This window comes from Candidatus Thiodiazotropha sp. AKAK2, from assembly GCF_058244685.1.
Genome location: NZ_JBSYOP010000036.1, coordinates 155,356 through 174,445, shown reverse-complemented (window position 1 = coordinate 174,445; position 19,090 = coordinate 155,356). Strand labels below are relative to the sequence as shown.

Below are 19,090 nucleotides of genomic sequence, written 5' to 3'. Positions count from 1 at the left end.
AAAACTCAACCATTGCGGATCTTAGTGAGCAGTTGATCGAAGTGCGCCACCGCCTGCCTGCTCTCGAGCCCGGTATAGAAATGGGTGGTGGTCTTGAGCGACTTGTGCCCCAACAAGCGCCGGACAGTTTCATAGGACCCCGGGTGGGCATCGAGCTGGAGTTTGGCCGCGAGATGCCTGAATTGATGAGGGGTGAGTGTCAGCCCGAGTTCCCGTGAAAGGGTTTGGCTGATCTGCAGAGCCATGGTCTGGGGCAGTTTGTGAACACCCTTGTCACCGGGAAACAGCCAGGTCGCATCATGATGTTTCAGCAGGTGAGGGCGATGAACAGAGAGATAGAGGTGCAGTAAGGCGCTGGTCTCCTCCGGTAAGGGGTACTCCTGTGCGAATTCGTTCTTCACCTCGTGCTCGCACAAACTGATCGTGACAGGACCACCCTTCCTGTGGGGTAGGATGAGCTGCTTACCCAGTTCCAATGAGACAAGGTTATTGATCCGCATGGGTGCCATCAACAGCAGCTCGATGGCCAGTGCGATCTGAACGGCCACCGCCTGGCGTTTGGGCGAGGGCAGTTTGTCGGCTTTATTAACCAACTGCTCCGGAAGCTGCAGCAACCGCCTGACCTGGGTTGATTCATCAAACTGCCTGAGCGCGGCCCGGTTCTTGTCTGTCAAACCACCCTGTTTGGGATTCAGGCGGGTGATAAGAACCTTCAACCATTCGAGATGATCATTCCCGACACGCACCCAGTGCCTGGCAATTGCGTAGAGGGTGACCACGAGATCCTTCTGATAGACGGTGGTCTGCTGCTGGTTCTGCTTAAAATACCAGTTCACTGCAGCCTTCACGGTTTCCCGCTCGACCAATGTTTTGAGAGAGTTTATCTGCTCAATAACAACTCCACCCTGTACAGCGGCTGAGGCCATCATATGGATCTGCTTTTCCCTGAGACGGATGGTGGTGTGTTTACAGATCCTGGGAGGTTGATGGTCGGCCAGAAGATCCTTTCCCCCCAGCCAATCGAGATGACACTGAACCTCATCGCGAAGCGATAAAGGGAAAGAGGCCCAGTCCAGCGTCTTCCTGGGTTGCTTATAACTGGGCACCGTCAGGCGCTGGTCAGGCCATGCCGGGTAGTGTTCAACCGCCTCGTTCCAAAGGCGACAGGTATACCGGTGAACCTGGCGCGGCTTGGAACGCAAGGTGTGGGTTTCCAGGTAGCGCATGAATTCATCGACGGTTTCATCATCCACGCTGCCGGGAGAGATGTTGTGGTCATTGCAGTAGTGGATAAAGCTGGAGAGCCCATTGCACCGGCGCTTGGTATCCAGGCAGTCATAGCACTGCTTCCAGGCGGGGCTCAGGGGGAGATAGTAATTTACACGATACCCCTTGTTCTTGAGTATCCGCAGTGTCGACACGAGACTGGCGCGGATGTTCTGCCAGCGCTTACGGGAGATACCCGCATTGGCATAGTGAATATCATTCAACCGATAGCGCAACAGGGCAAGCTCAGCCGGTATGCTGTCGAGGGGGTGATTCAGAACCCGGCCAATGGCGCGAATCGCAGAGGCCCCGTCCCGCTTCTGGGTGGGTGTCAGCGAGGTTACATCATCCAGGGCCGACAGAGCATCCTGCAGGGTCCGCAGCTGGGCGGAATCGTTCTCTTTGATCGTACTGGGCATTAGATCTCCTAGGTTCGGGAACACAAAAAAGAAGCCACCGCTGGACACGGGATGACAGCCGTGGACAGGGGCCCCTTTTCGGGAAGACTATCATAAAGAAAATGGAACAATTTCAATGAGATAGTATTCCCGAGGGTGGTGTAAGTTACTGAATTGACAGGACAGGAGTGGACAGCTGTGTTCATTACAAACACTGCCTCCTGCAGTAGGCTTCGACATCCTGAGGGTCGATACGCCACTGGGTGCCAACACGATGGGCGGATAATTCGCCAGACTTGATTAGCCGGTTGATGGTCCTGACGGAAACACCCCAATGCTTCGCCAGTGTCTTCTGGCTGAACAGGGGCTTTCCGTTACCGTAAGGAATGTATTTTTGGTTCATTGACGGTTCCCGCACTCAAAAAATGTTGTGGGGGAACCCTAGTCAAATTCGGAAGATGTTCAGCATGGGGAATAAATACCCCCCAGGCCAAGTGAAGATTCAAGTGATAGTTTTTAATTGATTATTGCTTCGTGGATATTTCAACCCCAAGCCGGGTGACCTCATCCACCGGTGGTCGTAACTGTCTCGGGATCAGGCTGATGACGAGTGAAACAAAGGCACGAAAGGGACCTTGTTCATTATATGTTCTCGCATATTGGTAATGCCCATCAGAATCGGAGTCTTCATGTGTTTCCAATGCAACTGAGCGCCCCGGCGACTTACCTGTGGCATTCTTGTAGACCTCAGCCAGTCCCTTCGAGAATCTATGCTGGGCATAGTTGATCGTGGCCTTGGGCCGTCCCCGCTTGGGCTTTTCGAGAGAAGCAAAGGCCGCTTCAGCCGCCTGTCGCAGTCGTTTTGAATTAGTGGGACTTGACTCCAAGGCGCATGGACCATCTGGATGATGATCTTCAATCAAAGCCCGTGTGGCAGGATCGATTTCCCATACTGTATGGTCAAGTAGCCCTCTCTTGGCCAACAGATACTCCAGGGTGCGATAGACCTGCGCTTCAGAGCCTGCCTTGTTTACATCACGCAACACGCTCCAACAACGCCTTAGTTCAGATGAGAGATTGTTTAAGACAGCATCAATTTCTGTCTCTTCGGAGAGCTCAAATACTTCTGTAATAGCATCACGGTAACGGGTTAATCGCCGATCTATCGCATTGCCAACCGTTGGGCACCATTTGTCGCCGTGATGATTGATTAGAGGTTGGGTGGTTTTTGGCATACAGCGGTGAAGTATAACTGACTCAAACATATATAGTCTGGTCCCAGAATTCTCTGTGATATCAGTTCAGCAACAGTCCCATTCCGCAAGTTGCTGATCTCGCTTGAGCGTCGCTCGTTGAAGCATCAGACTGTTGAAGATATCTCACGGCTGGGGTTGGGCAGAGGAGACGAGGGTGCCTGGAAGGGCAGCGATGGTCTTGTATATGAAGCGTTCACCGATAGCATCCTGGCTCATGTAGGCGGCCTGTCACAATTCAAGGATTTGCTCTCTCGCCTCGACCAGACTTTCAGCACTTGGCAATCTGTCGCCTTTCTTCTGATTCACGCTCTGATGTGATGAGAAGATGCTAGTGCCCATAGATTCGCCCAAATTAGACAGTAATCGGGTGAAATCGGCAATAATCGGTTGACATAAGATGCTAAACCGCATAATTTTCAACGATTTGGTCCAAGCGATGGAGGCCGGTTGTTACCGTGCCGGCAGTTCGCAGGCCTATGACTTTTTGACTCATCGTTCACGAGGAATCTGAGGAATGGTTGAGATGGAAGACCGCTGGCTTTCAATCACCGAGATATGCAAATACCTCGGGGTCAGTAATGACACTGTGTACAAGTGGATCGACAAGCATGGCATGCCGGCCCACAGGATGGGGCGTCTTTGGAAATTCAAGAAAGATGAGGTTGATGAATGGGTAAAAGCGGGTGGAGCTGATCAGACAAATAGAAGTGGAGCAGAATGAATACTGAGAAATACAGTATGTCATTCACAACAGGCGCGCTCTTTCACCTGGAGTCGGTCAAAATCGCTGGTCGGTATCTGGAGAAAGGTGACTGGAACGAGGTGCGGGATGAAGTGATTTCCAGAAACACTCTCCAGGCAAGGACAGCAAACAGCGCCAAACGTATTTGTAGGGAAATATGTTCACGACTCAAACGCCTGAATAGAGATGAATTGGAGCTTGTTGTTGAAGGGGATCATCAGGAACAGGCATATCTTCTCTGGCTAGCGATTTGTCGCCGTTACCGCTTTATCTACGATTTCTCGGCCGAGGTGATCAGTGAGCGATTTCTAACGCTTAGGTACGATGTTGGTTACGAAGATTTTGATGCATTCTTCAACTCTAAAATGGAATGGCATGAGGAAATGGAGCGAATATCGACTACAACAAGAAAAAAACTTCGTCAGGTCATGTTTAAGATGTTGCATGAATCTGAGTTATTAAACTCGGGTAACTCTATTGTTCCTGCGATGCTGAGCTCCCGGTTAATTAATGTGATTTGCGACCATTCAAATCAGGATTTACATCTTTTTCCGATCATGGAAACAACATTACAGGGATGTGCTAAATGAAGGCCGACTTAAGCAGGGCGCCAGTGCAGGAACGCTATCGGCATCTGTTAAGAGTAATCGGGGGTGAGCGTTTTCTCAAAATGCAAGGGCTAGGCAATGAAGTGCCATTTTTTGTATGCCCTTACAAGCCTGAAGAGGCAGTGGATATGGATCGCCTGCGAAAGCAGCTTATCAACAAATTAGCTCAAAATGGAATCGCAGTATTAGATATACAACTGTATGACCTGGTGATACAGATACTGAAAAAGGAAGGGGACTGGGAGTGGTGTATGGAAGAAGAAAAATCCGTATCAAAGGATGAGCTTAAAGAAGAACTACAGTCCATGCTTGATGTAGAGACCGTACTCACGCCAGCAATCGAAGAAATAATGGGTGCTTCAGAATTCGCGGTAATGTTTATATCGGGTGTGGGAGAAGTCTTCCCCTATATACGTTCACATAATGTACTCAACAATCTGCAAAAAACAGCGAAAGAAAAACCAACGGTAATGTTCTTTCCGGGGGAATACACACACTCGCTGGAGTCGGGTGCCTCGTTGGAGCTGTTCGGGCGGTTGCGCGACGATAAGTATTACCGTGCATTTAATATCTATCATTCCGAAGTATAAGACGAGGGAAGCTCAATGTCGCTGAGAGAAATTTTCCAGAAGCCAGTCGATCGCAACATTGAAGGCGTAATCAAAGCGGATGATGACGCGAGCCTCCGTTTGGAGCTCGATGAGTATGTTATAACCCACGAGGTAGAAAAGCGCCTCGATATTTTTCTTGATGCCTACAATAATTACCAGGGCGCGAATGGAGTATGGGTTTCAGGGTTCTTCGGCTCCGGTAAATCTCACCTTCTAAAAATGCTGGCGCTGGTGCTGGAAAATCGAAAGGTAGAGGGAGAATACTCGGCGGATCTATTTTTATCCAAACCAACCTTCAAGGATAATGAAATACTCCGGGCTGACCTGGAAAATGCCGTCGCAATTCCCTCCAAAAGCATTCTCTTCAATATAGATCAAAAGGCTGATGTCATCAGCAAGACCCAGCTCGATGCGTTGCTGGCAGTATTTGTAAAAGTGTTCAATGAGGAGTGCGGATACTACGGGAAACAACCCTATGTTGCGGAGTTTGAGCGTGATCTCGATTCAGATGGTCTGTTTGAGGCATTCAAGGACAAATTCCAGGAGATAACATCAAAAGAGTGGGATTGGGCGAGACAGCGTACGAAGCGCATGGCATCCCAGGTTGATGAAGCCTATAACGCAATCACTGGGCAATCAGTCAGCCAGATACTGGATAAGTACCGTAGTGACTATCACCTGTCCATTGAAGATTTCGCGGAGCAGATTCTTGCCTACATTGACAGGCAAGGCACGGATTTTCGATTGAATTTCTTTGTCGACGAGGTGGGCCAATACATCGCGGATAACGTGAAGTTGATGACCAACCTGCAGACCATTGCAGAAAGTCTGGCGACGAAATGTAGAGGACGTTCCTGGATTATTGTCACTGCGCAGGAGGATATGAATTCTGTTGTTGGTGAAATGGGCAAACAGGAAAGCAATGACTTTACAAAAATTCAGGCGCGATTCAAGAACCGAATGAAGCTAACCAGCCAGGATGTGGCTGAGGTAATCCAGAAACGCCTCCTGTTAAAGAACGAGAGAGGCATTAGTGGACTATCCGATCTCTATCACGACCAGGAAAATAATTTCAAGACACTTTTTGACTTTGCGGATGGGTCGCAAACCTATCGAAACTTTCAGGACAGAGAGCACTTTATACACAGCTACCCATTCATTCCGTATCAGTTCGCATTGTTTCAGTCAGCGATTCAGAATCTTTCCCTGCATAGCGCTTTTGAGGGTAAACACAGTTCCGTGGGCGAGCGGTCAATGCTTGGGGTGTTTCAGCAGGTTGCTATCCATATCGCAAATCATCAGGTGGGTCAGCTTGCAACCTTCGATTTAATGTTCGAGGGAATCCGCACCGCACTGAAATCACAAATACAGAGGGCGGTTATTCAGGCGGAAAACCATCTGGATAATCCTTTTGCTGTGCGCATCCTGAAGGCTCTGTTCCTAGTCAAGTACGTAAAAGAGTTCAAGGCAACAGTACGCAACCTATGTGTACTGATGCTGGATGAATTCAACCAGGATTTGCCGGTGTTGCGCAAGAAAGTGGAAGAAGCGCTTAACCTTCTGGAGCAGCAGACCTACATCCAGCGCAATGGTGAGCAATACGAATACCTCACCGATGAGGAAAAAGACGTCGAAGAGGAGATCAAAAACACCGAGGTTGAATCAGCCGATGTTGCAAATGAACTGGAAAAGATTGTATTCGACCATGTGATAAAGAACCGCAAAATACGGTTTGATGAAAACGACCAGGACTATCCATATTCTCGCAAGCTGGACGACCGGTTGCATGGCCGGGAGTACGAATTAGCGATTGATGTCATCACGCCTTTTCATGAAAACGCAGAAAGTCTGGATGTTTTGCGAGGGCATTCAATGGCCCGACCCGAACTCATGGTCATTATGCCACCGGATGATCGCCTCATGCGTGATATCACACTGTACAAGCAAACCGAGAAATATATTCGCCAGAACATATCGGTGACACAGCAGGACACGGTCAAGCGGATCCTGGAGAGTAAGGGATTTCAAAATAGAGAGCGCTATTCGGAGATCCAACAGCGAGTGAAGCGGTTGCTTGGACAGTCCAGGATGCTTGTGGCTGGCGGGGATGTCGAGATCGGCAGTACAGATGCCCAATCAAGAATCACGCTGGGATTCCATGAATTGATCCGCCGGACGTATCCCAATCTCAGCATGTTGAGAGGGATCGCATTTACGGAAAATGATGTCTCAAAATACCTCAAGCATTCGCAGGAAGGCCTGTTTGGCAATGATGCAACCTCGATGGCCGAGTCGGAGCAGGAGATGCTTGCCTTTATTCAGAGCAACAATCGGGGTGGAGTGAGAACCACGCTGAAATCGCTGATTGAAAAATTCGAGCGCAAGCCCTACGGATGGTACTACGCAGCCATTCTTTGCACTTTGGCGATGTTGTGCGCCAGAGGCAAAGTGGAAATACGAAAAGACGGCAATATTCTGGAAGAGGATGACCTCGAGCACGCATTGCTCAACAGTCGGGCTCATGCGAATGTGGTGCTGGAGCCACAAATTGACTTCACGGCCTCTCAGGTTCGTAAACTCAAAGAGTTCTATGAGGACTTTTTCGATGCGCCGCCGCAGGCCGGCGAAGCGAAGGCTCTTGGAAAAGAGACAGCAACAGCGTTTCAGGAGCTGATCGCTCAGCTAAACGTGCTTGTTGCACAGACGGGGCAATATCCGTTTCTGAATGCACTGACGCCGGTAGAGGAGCAGCTCAAGGCAATCTCAGGAAAACCCTATACCTGGTATCTGACGGAGCTGCTTCGCCAGGAGGATGAACTGCTGGACCTCAAGGAGCAAGTGATCGATCCCATCGTTAAATTTATGAGCGGACCGCAGAAGGATATCTACAGTCAGGCAAAAGCATTCGTTCATAACCAAGAGCCGAATTTTACCTATGTAAAAGGCGAGGAAGTTAGTCAGATACGGTCGGTGCTAAACGATCCGGCGTGCTTCAAGGGCAATCGCATCCAACAGCTGAAAAGCAGGCTGGATGAACTGATGGAAGAGGTTGATAAGAAAGTACAGGAAATACGCTCCCAAGCCATAGAAATACTGGGTGCAATGCAGTCACGCATGCAGAGCATGGACGAGTACAAGACGCTTCCCGAAGTTCGGGCGGCTGAGCTGGATACGCCGTACAAGGAACTTGTCGATCACATCAACCAACAACCCTTGATCGCGGTAATCAATGACCGCATGCGCTATTTCGAGGAACAAGGTTATCAAATGCTTCTGGCGAAGATGGTCGAAATGGCCAATCCAAAACCAGCCGCAGCATCCAAAGAAAATGGAGAACCGTCAATAAAAGTCGCTGAGCCAAAAGTTGAATATATTTCAACCCGAAAAATCAGTGTTTCCTTCGACAAAGCCTGGCTGGCGAATGAGGCTGACGTCGATCACTACTTGGTGTCCCTGCGCGAAGCCTTGCTGGAAGTGATCCGCAAAGGCAAAAGGATTCAGATCTAGGAACACGAATGGACCCGAATAAACAGGAAATCGCGAAACTGATCCAGCAAGGTGAGAGCCTGTCACTGGAGTTCAAGAGCGACCTGAAGTCTCTTCCGGATCGGGACCTGGTAGCAACGGTCGTTTCTTTGGCCAATACCGAGGGCGGAGACCTGTTACTTGGCGTTGAGGACGATGGCACCATTACCGGCTTGCATGCGAATCACCTCAATGTGTCGGGTATTCCTTCACTGATTGCCAATAAGACCAACCCTGCTATCTCAGTCAGAGTAGAGCGCTACGACCTACAGGGTAAGACCGTCGCCCGCATCTACGTCCCCAAGACCCGGCAACTGGTATCAACCTCCGATGGTCTTCTGGTCCGAAGACGCCTCAAACTTGATGGCACACCGGAAGCGGTGCCGTTCTACCCGCACGAGTTTATACAGCGCCAGTCTTCCATGGGTCTTGTCGATCCCTCAGCGATGGTGCTTGAGGAAATAGACGCCAGCCAACTCGATCCGCTGCAACGGCAGCGCATTCGTAACGCCATCAAAAAATACGGTGGCGAACAATCTCTGCTGGCGCTGGCAGATGACGAACTGGATGGCGCCCTGGGGCTGTGTCGCGAGATAAACGGCATCAGGCGACCAACCATCGCTGGCTTGCTGCTGCTGGGAACAGAAGAACTGTTGCGCGCGAACCTGCCCGCTTACGAAGTCGCCTTTCAAGTGCTGCATGGTACGGATGTCAGGGTGAATGAGTTCTTCCGCAAACCTCTGCTGGAAACCTTCGAGGAGGTGGAGCTTCTTTTCAAGGCAAGAGTCGAAGAAGAAGAGATTCAGGTTGGTCTCTTCCGGGTGCCGGTACCCAACTATGATCGCCGCGCCTACCGTGAAGCCTTCGTCAACGCCCTGGTGCACCGTGATTTCAGTCGTCTGGGCGCCGTGCATGTCAAGATCACGAACGAAGGTCTCTCGATCAGTAATCCCGGGGGGTTCGTCGAAGGCGTTACACTGGATAATTTGCTCGTTGCCGATCCCCGCTCCCGTAATCCACTGCTTGCTGATGTGATTAAGCGGATCGGCCTGGCCGAGCGCACCGGGCGCGGCATTGACCGCATTTATGAGGGCATGCTGCGATATGGCCGGCCGGCACCGGATTATTCCATGTCCGATGAATTTACGGTTTCTGTGCAGATGGTTAATGCGGTCGCCGATCTCGATTTTCTTAAAATGGTGGTCGAGCAAGAGGACAAGCTGGGGAACATGCCCATCGATTCCCTGATCATCCTGTCCCGCCTGCGTGAAGAACGCCGCCTGACCACCGCCGATCTCGCGCCATCCGTCCAAAAATCGGAGGCCAATGTCCGCGCAACCGTGGAAAAGCTGGTAGAAACCGGATTTCTGGAACCCCACGGTACCGGCCGAGGCCGGACCTATACCCTCAGCGCTGCCCTGTACCGTAAGGCAGGAAAGAAATCGGAATACATCCGCCAGGCCGGCTTTGCACCCATCCAGCAGGAGCAGATGGTGCTCAACTACATCGATAAGCACGGCAGCATAAAGCGTGCGGATGTCATGGACTTATGTCATGTCACCCAGGACCAGGCGTATAAACTTCTCTTGCGCCTGAAGAAGCGGGGCGAGATTGTTCAGATTGGCGATAGGAAAGGGGCTGTTTATGAGCGCAAGCGTTAATTTATGCGCTCGGCGTAAATATATGCGCCCATTTATGCGTCCGCGCATAAAAGCGTGTATAGAAAGCGCCCCTTCCGTGGTTAAAGATTATTCGCGTGGATTCGCGTCCATTCGTGATTCAAAGGATTCTTGAATGGAAACAGCCAAACTAAAAAAATTCGCCCAGTTTGCCCGCCGCAGCCTGATTGAGCAGGTCTCGACCAAGTTGAAGCTGGTGCTGGCCGTTGACAGTGCGGCGCGGCGTGAAAGTGCGGAGGCGGTTAAAAAACTCGAAGAGCAGATCAAGGCAAATGACAAAGAGCAGGTGATCGAAAAGGTGGCCTACATCTGGTTCAACCGCTTCTGCGCCCTGCGCTTCATGGACGTGAACCGCTACAGCCGAATCGGCGTGGTGTCGCCTGCCGAGGGGCAGTTCCAGCCCGAGATTTTGGCCGAAGCTAAAATGGGCCACATAGACGAAGACATGGTGCAAGACCAGGCCCGGCAGCAGATCTTCGCGCTACTTGACGGTAAAGCACCCAGTAGCGACCCGCAAGGGGAGGCATACCGTCTGTTGGTGGTGGCCGTCTGCAACTTTTGGAACAAGGCGATGCCGTACCTGTTCCAGCGCATCGAGGACTACACGGAACTACTGATGCCCGACGACCTGCTTTCGGGCAACTCTATCCTCGCCTATACACGGGAGGCAATGACGCCGGATACCTGCGAGGATGTCGAGGTGATCGGCTGGCTATACCAGTTCTACATCTCCGAGAAGAAAGACGAGGTGTTCGACGGCCTGAAGAAGAACAAGAAGATCACGCCGGAGAACATCCCCGCCGCTACCCAGCTATTTACCCCGCACTGGATCGTCCGCTACCTGGTGGAAAACTCCCTCGGCCGCCTGTGGCTGCTCAACCGTCCCGGCTCGAAGCTGGTCGAGCAGATGGACTACTACATCAGGCCCGAAGAAGATTTAACCACGAAAAACACGAACGACACGAAAAAAGAGCACGAAGAAACCTTTCGTGATTTTCGTGCCTTTCGTGGTTCAGAAAAAGATTTTTTAGTGGTCAACTCGCCTGAAGAGATCAAAATCTGCGATCCGGCCTGTGGCTCCGGCCACATGCTCACCTATGCCTTCGATCTGCTTTATGCCATCTACGAGGAGGAAGGCTACGAGCCAGCCGAGATTCCGGAGAAGATCCTCACCCACAACCTCTACGGCATTGAGATCGACGAGCGCGCCGGAGAACTGGCCGCCTTCGCCCTGACTATGAAAGCCCGCGGCAGGCAGCGCCGATTCTTCAACAAGGGCGTCAAGCCGAATATCTGCGTATTGGAGAATGTGTACTTTGATGAGGAAGAACTCAAGGAGTATATGGATTACATCGGGCGCGACTTGTTTACCGCGCGTCTGCAAACCACCCTGCGCCAGTTCGAAGAGGCCGATAACTTTGGCTCACTGATACGCCCGGATCTTACCGATGTCGACGAGATATATAGCGTACTGGAAGCCAGGGATGTGTCCGGGCAACTGTTTCTTAAAGTAACGCATGACAAGGTGCTGCAAGCCCTGCGGCAGTCCGAGTTCTTAAGCCCGAAATACCATGTAGTGATTGCCAATCCGCCGTATATGGGAGGCAAGGGGATGAATGGGCGATTGGGCGCATGGCTCAAGGATAACTACGCTGATGTGAAGTCTGATTTGTTTTCAGCCTTTATTGTTCGCAATACCGAGCTGGCTTTGCCAAAAGGCCAGCTCGGTTTTATGTCACCCTTCGTGTGGATGTTTATTTCATCCTACGAGAAACTTCGAAGTTTCCTGATCAATCAGAAGACCATCACCTCGCTGGTTCAGCTTGAGTATTCGGGCTTTGATGGCGCAACAGTCCCTATTTGCACTTTCACGGTTGAGAACACGCACCAACCTGAATATAGAGGCGGATTTGTTCGCCTATCGAATTTTCGTGGAGCTACTAATCAGGCCCCTAGGACATTAGAGGCGATAAAGAATAAAGATTGTGGTTGGTTTTATCGTTCATCTGGAAGCGACTTTAAAAAGATACCTGGTAGCCCAATTGTTTACTGGGCTTCTGAAAGAATTTTAGAGCTTTTCCAGGGCAGCGCTTCCCTATCTGAAAAAATCGAGACGAGAGAGGGACTCACCACAGGTAGCAATGATTTATTCCTACGGTTTTGGCATGAGGTTCAACTAAAAAATATTGGTTTTGGAATAGAAGACAATAATGAAGCGCAAAGGAGTCAAAAACGATACTTCACATGTATCAAGGGCGGGGATTTTAGGCGCTGGTCTGGAAATTTCGAGTACATCGTCAATTGGTTTAATGACGGTGAAGAACTCAAGGCATTCAAAGATCCTGTAACAGGTAGGGTAAGATCCCACAATTACAACGGTGACTATGCTTTTAGGACAGGCTTTACATGGTCAGGGATTTCAAGCGGAACATTTGCTGTTCGACATGTGCCGACTGGTTTTATGTTTGACACAAAAGGACCAATGGGGTTTTCCAAAGAATTGAGTGATCAACCCCTGCATGAAGCGCTTTTGAACAGCGCAGTCACGAATCACTTGATAAAGATGCTTGCACCAACGCTTGATTTTAAGCTCGGGCACATTTTGAATTTGCCAGTTGTTAGGAATGTTTCTAGTGATATTTGCCAAACTAGTAAATCAGCGGTCAAATTATCCAAGCGTGACTGGGACTTCTACGAAACCTCCTGGGACTTTTCCAGCATGCCTTTGCTGAATCCCGACTACCGCCAGCCGAAACTGAAGGCCACCTATCAGAAGCTCCGAGTTCACTGGCGGGAGATGACGTTGGAGACTCAGCAGCTAGAAGAAGAGAACAACCGCATCTTTATTGAGGCCTATGGTCTGCGGGAAGAGATAAGGCCCGACGTACCGCTTAATGAAATCACCCTGACCTGCAACCCACATTACCGCTACGGTAACGACAAAAGCGAGGAAGAGTTGGAGGCACTGTTGCTGGCCGACACCATCCGCGAGCTGGTCTCCTATGCCGTGGGCTGTATGTTCGGCCGCTATGCGCTGGACAAGCCGGGGCTGATCCTGGCCAACCAGGGCGAGACCATCGAGGACTACTATGAAAAGGTTTTTAACCACGAAATACACGAACCACACGAAAAGGAAAACCAAGAAAACTTTCGTGATTTTCGTGCCTTTCGTGGTTCCTGTCTTTTCCCGGCAGACGATGACAATGTGATTCCCATGCTCGACGGTGACTGGTTCACCGACGACATCGCCGAGCGCTTTCGTCAGTTCCTGCGCGTAACCTTTGGGGAGGAACAATACGAAGAAAATCTCCAGTTCGTCGAGCAGGCGCTGAATATCAAGGGCAAGCGCAATTACGGCATCCGCGACTATTTTCTCGGTGAGTTCTACACCGACCATGTGAAGCGATACAAAAAGCGTCCTATCTACTGGTTGTTCAGCAGTCCCAAGGGGAGCTTCAACGCACTGATCTACATGCACCGCTACCGCCCGGATACCGTCAGCGTGGTGCTCAACGACTATCTTCGCGAGTTCCGCACCAAGCTGACCGCTCGCAAGAACCATCTTGATGCGGTGAGTGTCAGTGCAAGCGCCACCCAGGGCGAAAAGACCAAAGCCCTGAAGGAGATCGATAAGCTGATCAGGATGATCCAGGAGATGGAAGAGTACGAGCGTGACGTTCTTTATCCACTCGCCACTGAACAGGTTGAGATTGACCTCGATGATGGCGTGAAGGTGAATTACAACAAGTTTGGCGTGGCTTTGAAAAAGATTGCAGGGCTAAGTGGAAAATGAACCACGAAATACACGAAAGGCACGAAATACACGAAATGCACGAAAAGATTATTTTCAAGGATGAATGCTATGCCATTCAGGGGGCGATATTTGATGTCTATCGGGAGATGGGGTGTGGTTTTCTGGAAGCTGTATATCAAGAGTGTTTGGAAGAAGAGTTATTGCGCAGAAAGATCCCTTTTAAGGCGCAACCTGAAATTTCACTTTCATATAAGGGGGCGCGGCTTAAACAAACATACAAGCCTGATCTGATTTGCCATGAGAAGATAATTGTTGAATTAAAGGCTGTAAAAGAGGTGGCAGCGGTACATGAAGCCCAGCTACTCAATTACCTGAAAGCTACGGAAATGAAACTCGGTTTGCTGGCGAACTTCGGAGCTTATCCAAAAGCAACAGTCAAAAGGTTTGCTCTATGAATATTTCGTGTTTTTCGTGCCTTTCGTGGTTAAAGGTCTTGTAAATGAATAATCGTATTGCGCAAGCCTTAACCAAACTCTTCGAGCGTCACCGCATTATTTTCTGGTACGACGCGAAAAAGGAGTTGCGTAGTGAATTTGAGGCGCTTGAACTGCCTGATATCGAGAAGCTGGAACTCGCCAATAACGAGTTCAGTGTGAAATATCACCTGTTACGTGAAGCGCCGGAGCAGAAGTTCCTTCTCTACCACGAAGGCCCGCAGCCCGAATACCTCGATAACTGGCTGCTTGATGTGCAGCTTGCACAAGGTGAGTTCCGAACCGACCAGATCGGGCTCTGGCTGAGTGAACTGGAGCTGAGTCTCGAGTTCGCTGAGGTGATACAGGCCCATGAGGAGTTCTTTAAAGCAGTCAAGCGCAAGGATAGTCTGAAACGGCTGCTGAAATCCGATGATACTCCCGGGATGGTTCGGCTGAAGACGCTGGGTGTATGTGCCGGCGCGGAGCCCCGGCTGGATACCGTGCTGGAAAGTTTGCTGGCAGAGCTCTCGGAAGACCGAGATGACAAGTTCAAACTAATTGCGCGCTGTGGCCTGGACACTTTTCTCTGGGAGCAAATGAATCGGACCTATGGCTATCAGTCCGATACGCCCGGTATCCGGGATTTTGCGATCGAGCTGTTCAAATCCTGTTATGCCATGGGCACGGAGGGTCAGGTACTTCTATCTTCCGACTCGCTGGTGTTTCTGAGACGGTGGAAAGACAGCCGCCAGTATGAGGCGTCTTTTGAATCCCTCTCTGACGAGTGTGCGGATCTGTTGGGTATTGAACAGGATCTCAACAACAGAGATTTCCGGACATTGATTGATCTGGACTATTTCCGGTTGATTGATCAAAAGATCATCAGTGAGCTGGTACGGCAGGTGGTGGGCAGGACGGTATCCACCGGGGATGTAGCACTCTGGGTGCGCCAGCGGAGACAGGGGCACTGGTATCAGGGCTATCGGCATCTTTACGAAGCGGTGGACTATGCAGCGCAATTTGTCCATATGCTTGATGAGGCCACACTGGAGATGGAGTCCATGGCCGATGGTATTCAACGTTATTCCGGTTCCTGGTTCCGGCTGGATCAGCTCTACCGAAAGTACAATTACCATGTCCGTGGCTCTGGACAATCCTCCCTGATGGGGCCGTTAACCGAGCAGATTGAAAACCTGTATTCCAACAATTATCTGCTGAAGCTGAATGACCGCTGGCAGGTTTATGTGGATGCAGTCAATCGATGGTATGTGCCATCTGTTTTGCTACAAAAGGAATTCTTTAATCGGTGTGTGCAGCCCTTTTTGAATAAGGATAAAAAGGTCTATGTAATCATCTCTGATGCCTTGCGCTATGAAATTGGTGACGAGTTATTGAGCCTGATTCGACAGGAAGATCGGTTCGACGCCAGCCTTGAACCGGCGCTTTCGATGCTACCGAGCTATACCCAACTGGGAATGGCGGCGTTGTTGCCAAATAAAGCCCTCGGGCTGGCTGATAATGATACTGGCGCGGTCGACATTGATGGGCAGAGCTCCCAGGGAACGGCAAACCGAATCAAGATTCTTGATCAGGCCATCAAACAGCGTGCAACAGCGCTTCGCGCGGAAGAACTGATGTCTCTTAACAAGGATCATTGCCGTGCATTGGTTCGTGACCACGATGTGGTGTACATCTATCACAATCTCATTGATAAAACCGGTGATTCCAGAGATTCAGAAGAACGGGTATTTGATGCGGTTGAGGATACCCTGCAGGAACTGGTAAAGGTTATCAAAAAACTGGCCAGCGCCAATGCCAGCAATCTGTTGCTGACCTCGGATCATGGGTTCATTTATCAGAACCGGGTTTTGGAGGAAAGTGATTTTTCAAGCGCGGCTGTAGAGGGTGAGCAGGTACTCTTTCGCAACCGGCGTTTTGTCTTGGGAAAGGGATTGAAGCAGGTGCCTGAACTCCGGGCGTTCAAGTCGGAAGAGCTGGGCCTGGCGGGCAGTATGGAAGTTCATATCCCGAAATCAATTAACAGGCTGCGCGTAAAAGGCGCTGGTAGCCGGTTTGTGCATGGGGGCGCCTCGCTTCAGGAGGTAGTGATACCTGTTATTTGGATCAACAAAAAACGCAAGAGCGATATATCTTCCGTTGAAGTGGATATTTTGCGTGGAGGCACCTCGGTGATCACATCGGGGCAGCTGGCATTGGTGTTTTACCAGACCGAGCCATCAACCGAGAAGGTTCAACCCAGAATCCTGCGGGCGGGCCTCTACACTCAGGACGGAGAGCTTATTTCAGACTCGCATGATCTTGTCTTTGACCTGATCTCGGATAATCCAAGAGAGCGGGAATTGCAGGTCCGGTTTGTCCTGACCCGAAAGGCAGACGAGGCAAACGGGCAGGAGGTCATGCTTCGACTGGATGAGAAGGTGCCGGGTACATCCCATTACAAAGAATACAAATCACTCACCTATGTGATGCGGCGCTCCTTTACAAGCGATTTCGATTTTTAGGAAGGTCAACCATGAATACCTTGGATGATAAAGTAAATAAACACTTCCCCGGTCTTGTGGTTCGAAAGGATTTGGTCAAGACCGTCAAGGGAAATGCGATCGTTCCATCCTATGTCCTTGAATATCTGCTCGGCCAATACTGCGCAACCAACGATGAAGCTTCTATCCAGACAGGGATTGAAACAGTAAAGGAGATTCTGCGTAAGCACTACGTACACCGAAACGAAGCAGGCCTGGTACGGTCGACAATCAAGGAGAAGGGCCACTACAAGGTCATTGACAAGATCAGCGTAGCCTTGAATGAAAAAACAGATGCGTACGAGGCGACGTTCGCCAATCTTGGCATCAAAAAGGTACTAGTCGATTCAGGCACCGTAAAAGCCCATCCGAAGTTGCTGGTGAGCGGTGTCTGGTGTATCGCAGATATTGACTATGAATTCACAGAGGATAAAAGCGCGAGCCCCTGGATTCTGGCCACCCTGAAGCCGATACAGTTATCTTATTTCGATTATGAGGGTTATCTTGAAGCACGAAAACAGTTCACGCTTGATGAGTGGATAGATCTGCTGGTTCAGAGTATTGGGCTTAATCCGGAGTTACTAGGCCGACGAAGCAAAATAACGCAACTGATCCGCCTCATTCCATTCTGTGAACGGAATTACAACCTCATAGAGCTTGGGCCGAAGGGAACGGGCAAGTCACATATCTACTCTGAATTTTCACCTCATGGCATCTTGATCTCCGGGGGTGAGGTTACTGTTCCCAAGCTATTCGTAAACAACTCAACAGGCAAGATTGGGCTGGTTGGGTATTGGGATGTTGTGGCTTTTGATGAATTCGCCGGCAAAAAGAAAAAAGCCAATAAAGCGCTGGTGGACATTATGAAAAACTACATGGCCAATAAGACCTTTTCGCGAGGTATAGAAACGCTGGGAGCGGAGGCGTCGATGGTCTTTGTAGGCAATACACAGCATACCGTGCCTTATATGCTGAAACATGCGGATCTCTTTGATGAACTGCCTGAGCAGTACCATGACTCCGCTTTTCTTGATCGTATCCATTTCTATATACCTGGATGGGAGGTGGATATTATTCGGGGAGAGATGTTCTCGGACGGGTATGGATTTGTTGTGGATTATCTCGCCGAGATCCTGCGATCACTGCGCGATCATGATTACTCCGATCGCTATCAGGACCATTTCACATTGGTTCCAGATATTTCGACCCGGGATCGGGATGGTATCCATAAGACTGTGTCAGGGCTGATTAAGATCCTTTATCCACACGGAGAGGCGTCGTCAGAAGAGATCGAAGAGATACTCAAGGTGGCAATCGAAGGGCGTAAGCGCGTCAAGGATCAATTGATGCGTATCGACACGACTTATACGGACGTGCGCTTTGCATACGAAGATAAGTCAGGAAATGCCTATACAGTGAGCACACTGGAAGAAGAGGAGTATCCCCATCACTATCACAAAACAATCGCTGAAGCAGCACCCGACGTAGGGCAGATGCCTAAATCAGCGCAGGAAGCAGTCGATACCGGAAAGACCACTAGTAAAATAGAGCCTGAACAACCGAGCGAAGGGCATTTGACCTTCAGTGAAAACCAAAAAGGTGTTTCATACGATAAGCTTTTAGGACCCTATGTCCGTGGTGCGAAACAAATTACAGTAACAGACTCGTACATACGGCTCTTTTACCAGGTCAGAAACTTTATGGAATTCGTTGAGACACTTGTAAGGTATAAAGAAGCCGATGAGGAGCTTTCACTCAAACTGGTTACTTCTGAAGATGATGTAAGAAGTGAACAACAGCGAGAGAATCTGGACAAAATCAAAGATGCATGTGAAGCAGTTGGTATTGACTTCGAATGGGTGTTTGACCAGACAGGTTCTATTCATGCGCGTCATGTGATCACCGATACGGGGTGGAAGATATCACTCGATCGTGGACTCGATATATTCCAGCACTACGAAATGAATGATGCGTTTACGTTTACCAACCGGTTGCAGCAGTTTAGGCAGTGTAAGGCGTTTGAAGTGACATATCTCAGACAAAAATAGTTTAGGTGATATTCTTAATCTAGCATACGAAATAATTGATCGTTGTCCTGCATAATAGCCCAATTAACTTATAAGAGAGACACATTATCGTGTCTGTGATTAAACCAGGAATAGCAATTGGATCATATTCACAATAAGTAAAGGTTTGTGCATGTCAAGATTAGCCAGAAAAAAACATGAGGTGTTG

The 19,090-nt window shown here is 49.8% G+C and carries 13 protein-coding genes; 10 read left to right on the top strand and 3 right to left on the bottom strand.

Annotated elements, in window-relative coordinates:
* Positions 1 to 5: 5 nt before the first annotated feature.
* The 3 genes from AC4IE8_RS18835 to AC4IE8_RS18825 all read right to left on the bottom strand — a co-directional run bounded on the left by AC4IE8_RS18835 (position 6) and on the right by AC4IE8_RS18825 (position 2,899).
* Complete coding sequence (locus tag AC4IE8_RS18835; protein ID WP_490791735.1) at positions 6 to 1,685, bottom strand: tyrosine-type recombinase/integrase; 1,680 nt, start codon at positions 1,683 to 1,685, stop codon at positions 6 to 8.
* Between the two features lie 184 nt (positions 1,686 to 1,869).
* Complete coding sequence (locus AC4IE8_RS18830; RefSeq protein ID WP_490791734.1) at positions 1,870 to 2,067, bottom strand: helix-turn-helix domain-containing protein; 198 nt, start codon at positions 2,065 to 2,067, stop codon at positions 1,870 to 1,872.
* Positions 2,068 to 2,188: 121 nt separating this feature from the next.
* A complete protein-coding gene (locus AC4IE8_RS18825) occupies positions 2,189 to 2,899 on the bottom strand; it encodes a hypothetical protein (RefSeq protein WP_490791733.1) in 711 nt (236 codons plus the stop codon).
* 117 nt (positions 2,900 to 3,016) lie between these two features.
* On the opposite strand from AC4IE8_RS18825, the gene AC4IE8_RS18820 reads away from it, so the two are divergent.
* The 10 genes from AC4IE8_RS18820 to brxL all read left to right on the top strand — a co-directional run bounded on the left by AC4IE8_RS18820 (position 3,017) and on the right by brxL (position 18,903).
* Positions 3,017 to 3,238, top strand: coding sequence for a hypothetical protein (locus tag AC4IE8_RS18820; protein WP_490791732.1), 222 nt, complete (start codon positions 3,017 to 3,019; stop codon positions 3,236 to 3,238).
* 196 nt (positions 3,239 to 3,434) lie between these two features.
* On the top strand, positions 3,435 to 3,641 hold the full coding sequence (locus AC4IE8_RS18815) for a helix-turn-helix domain-containing protein (RefSeq protein WP_490791731.1): 207 nt from the start codon (positions 3,435 to 3,437) through the stop codon (positions 3,639 to 3,641).
* A complete protein-coding gene (locus AC4IE8_RS18810) occupies positions 3,638 to 4,252 on the top strand; it encodes a DUF1819 family protein (protein ID WP_490791730.1) in 615 nt (204 codons plus the stop codon). Before AC4IE8_RS18815 ends, AC4IE8_RS18810 begins: the two co-directional genes overlap by 4 nt.
* Entirely contained in the window at positions 4,249 to 4,860 is a 612-nt protein-coding gene (locus AC4IE8_RS18805) for a DUF1788 domain-containing protein (RefSeq protein WP_490791729.1), read from the top strand. Before AC4IE8_RS18810 ends, AC4IE8_RS18805 begins: the two co-directional genes overlap by 4 nt.
* A gap of 15 nt (positions 4,861 to 4,875) precedes the next feature.
* On the top strand, positions 4,876 to 8,388 hold the full coding sequence (gene brxC, locus AC4IE8_RS18800) for a BREX system P-loop protein BrxC (protein ID WP_490791728.1): 3,513 nt from the start codon (positions 4,876 to 4,878) through the stop codon (positions 8,386 to 8,388).
* An 8-nt stretch (positions 8,389 to 8,396) separates the two neighbouring features.
* Entirely contained in the window at positions 8,397 to 10,067 is a 1,671-nt protein-coding gene (locus AC4IE8_RS18795; protein ID WP_490791727.1) for an ATP-binding protein, read from the top strand.
* 133 nt (positions 10,068 to 10,200) lie between these two features.
* Positions 10,201 to 13,878 (top strand): BREX-1 system adenine-specific DNA-methyltransferase PglX, encoded by a 3,678-nt coding sequence (gene pglX / locus AC4IE8_RS18790; protein ID WP_490791726.1) that lies wholly within the window; start codon positions 10,201 to 10,203, stop codon positions 13,876 to 13,878.
* Positions 13,879 to 13,913: 35 nt separating this feature from the next.
* Complete coding sequence (locus AC4IE8_RS18785; protein ID WP_490791725.1) at positions 13,914 to 14,294, top strand: GxxExxY protein; 381 nt, start codon at positions 13,914 to 13,916, stop codon at positions 14,292 to 14,294.
* A gap of 44 nt (positions 14,295 to 14,338) precedes the next feature.
* A complete protein-coding gene (gene pglZ, locus AC4IE8_RS18780) occupies positions 14,339 to 16,837 on the top strand; it encodes a BREX-1 system phosphatase PglZ type A (protein ID WP_490791724.1) in 2,499 nt (832 codons plus the stop codon).
* A gap of 11 nt (positions 16,838 to 16,848) precedes the next feature.
* A complete protein-coding gene (gene brxL / locus AC4IE8_RS18775) occupies positions 16,849 to 18,903 on the top strand; it encodes a BREX system Lon protease-like protein BrxL (protein WP_490791723.1) in 2,055 nt (684 codons plus the stop codon).
* Positions 18,904 to 19,090: the final 187 nt, after the last annotated feature.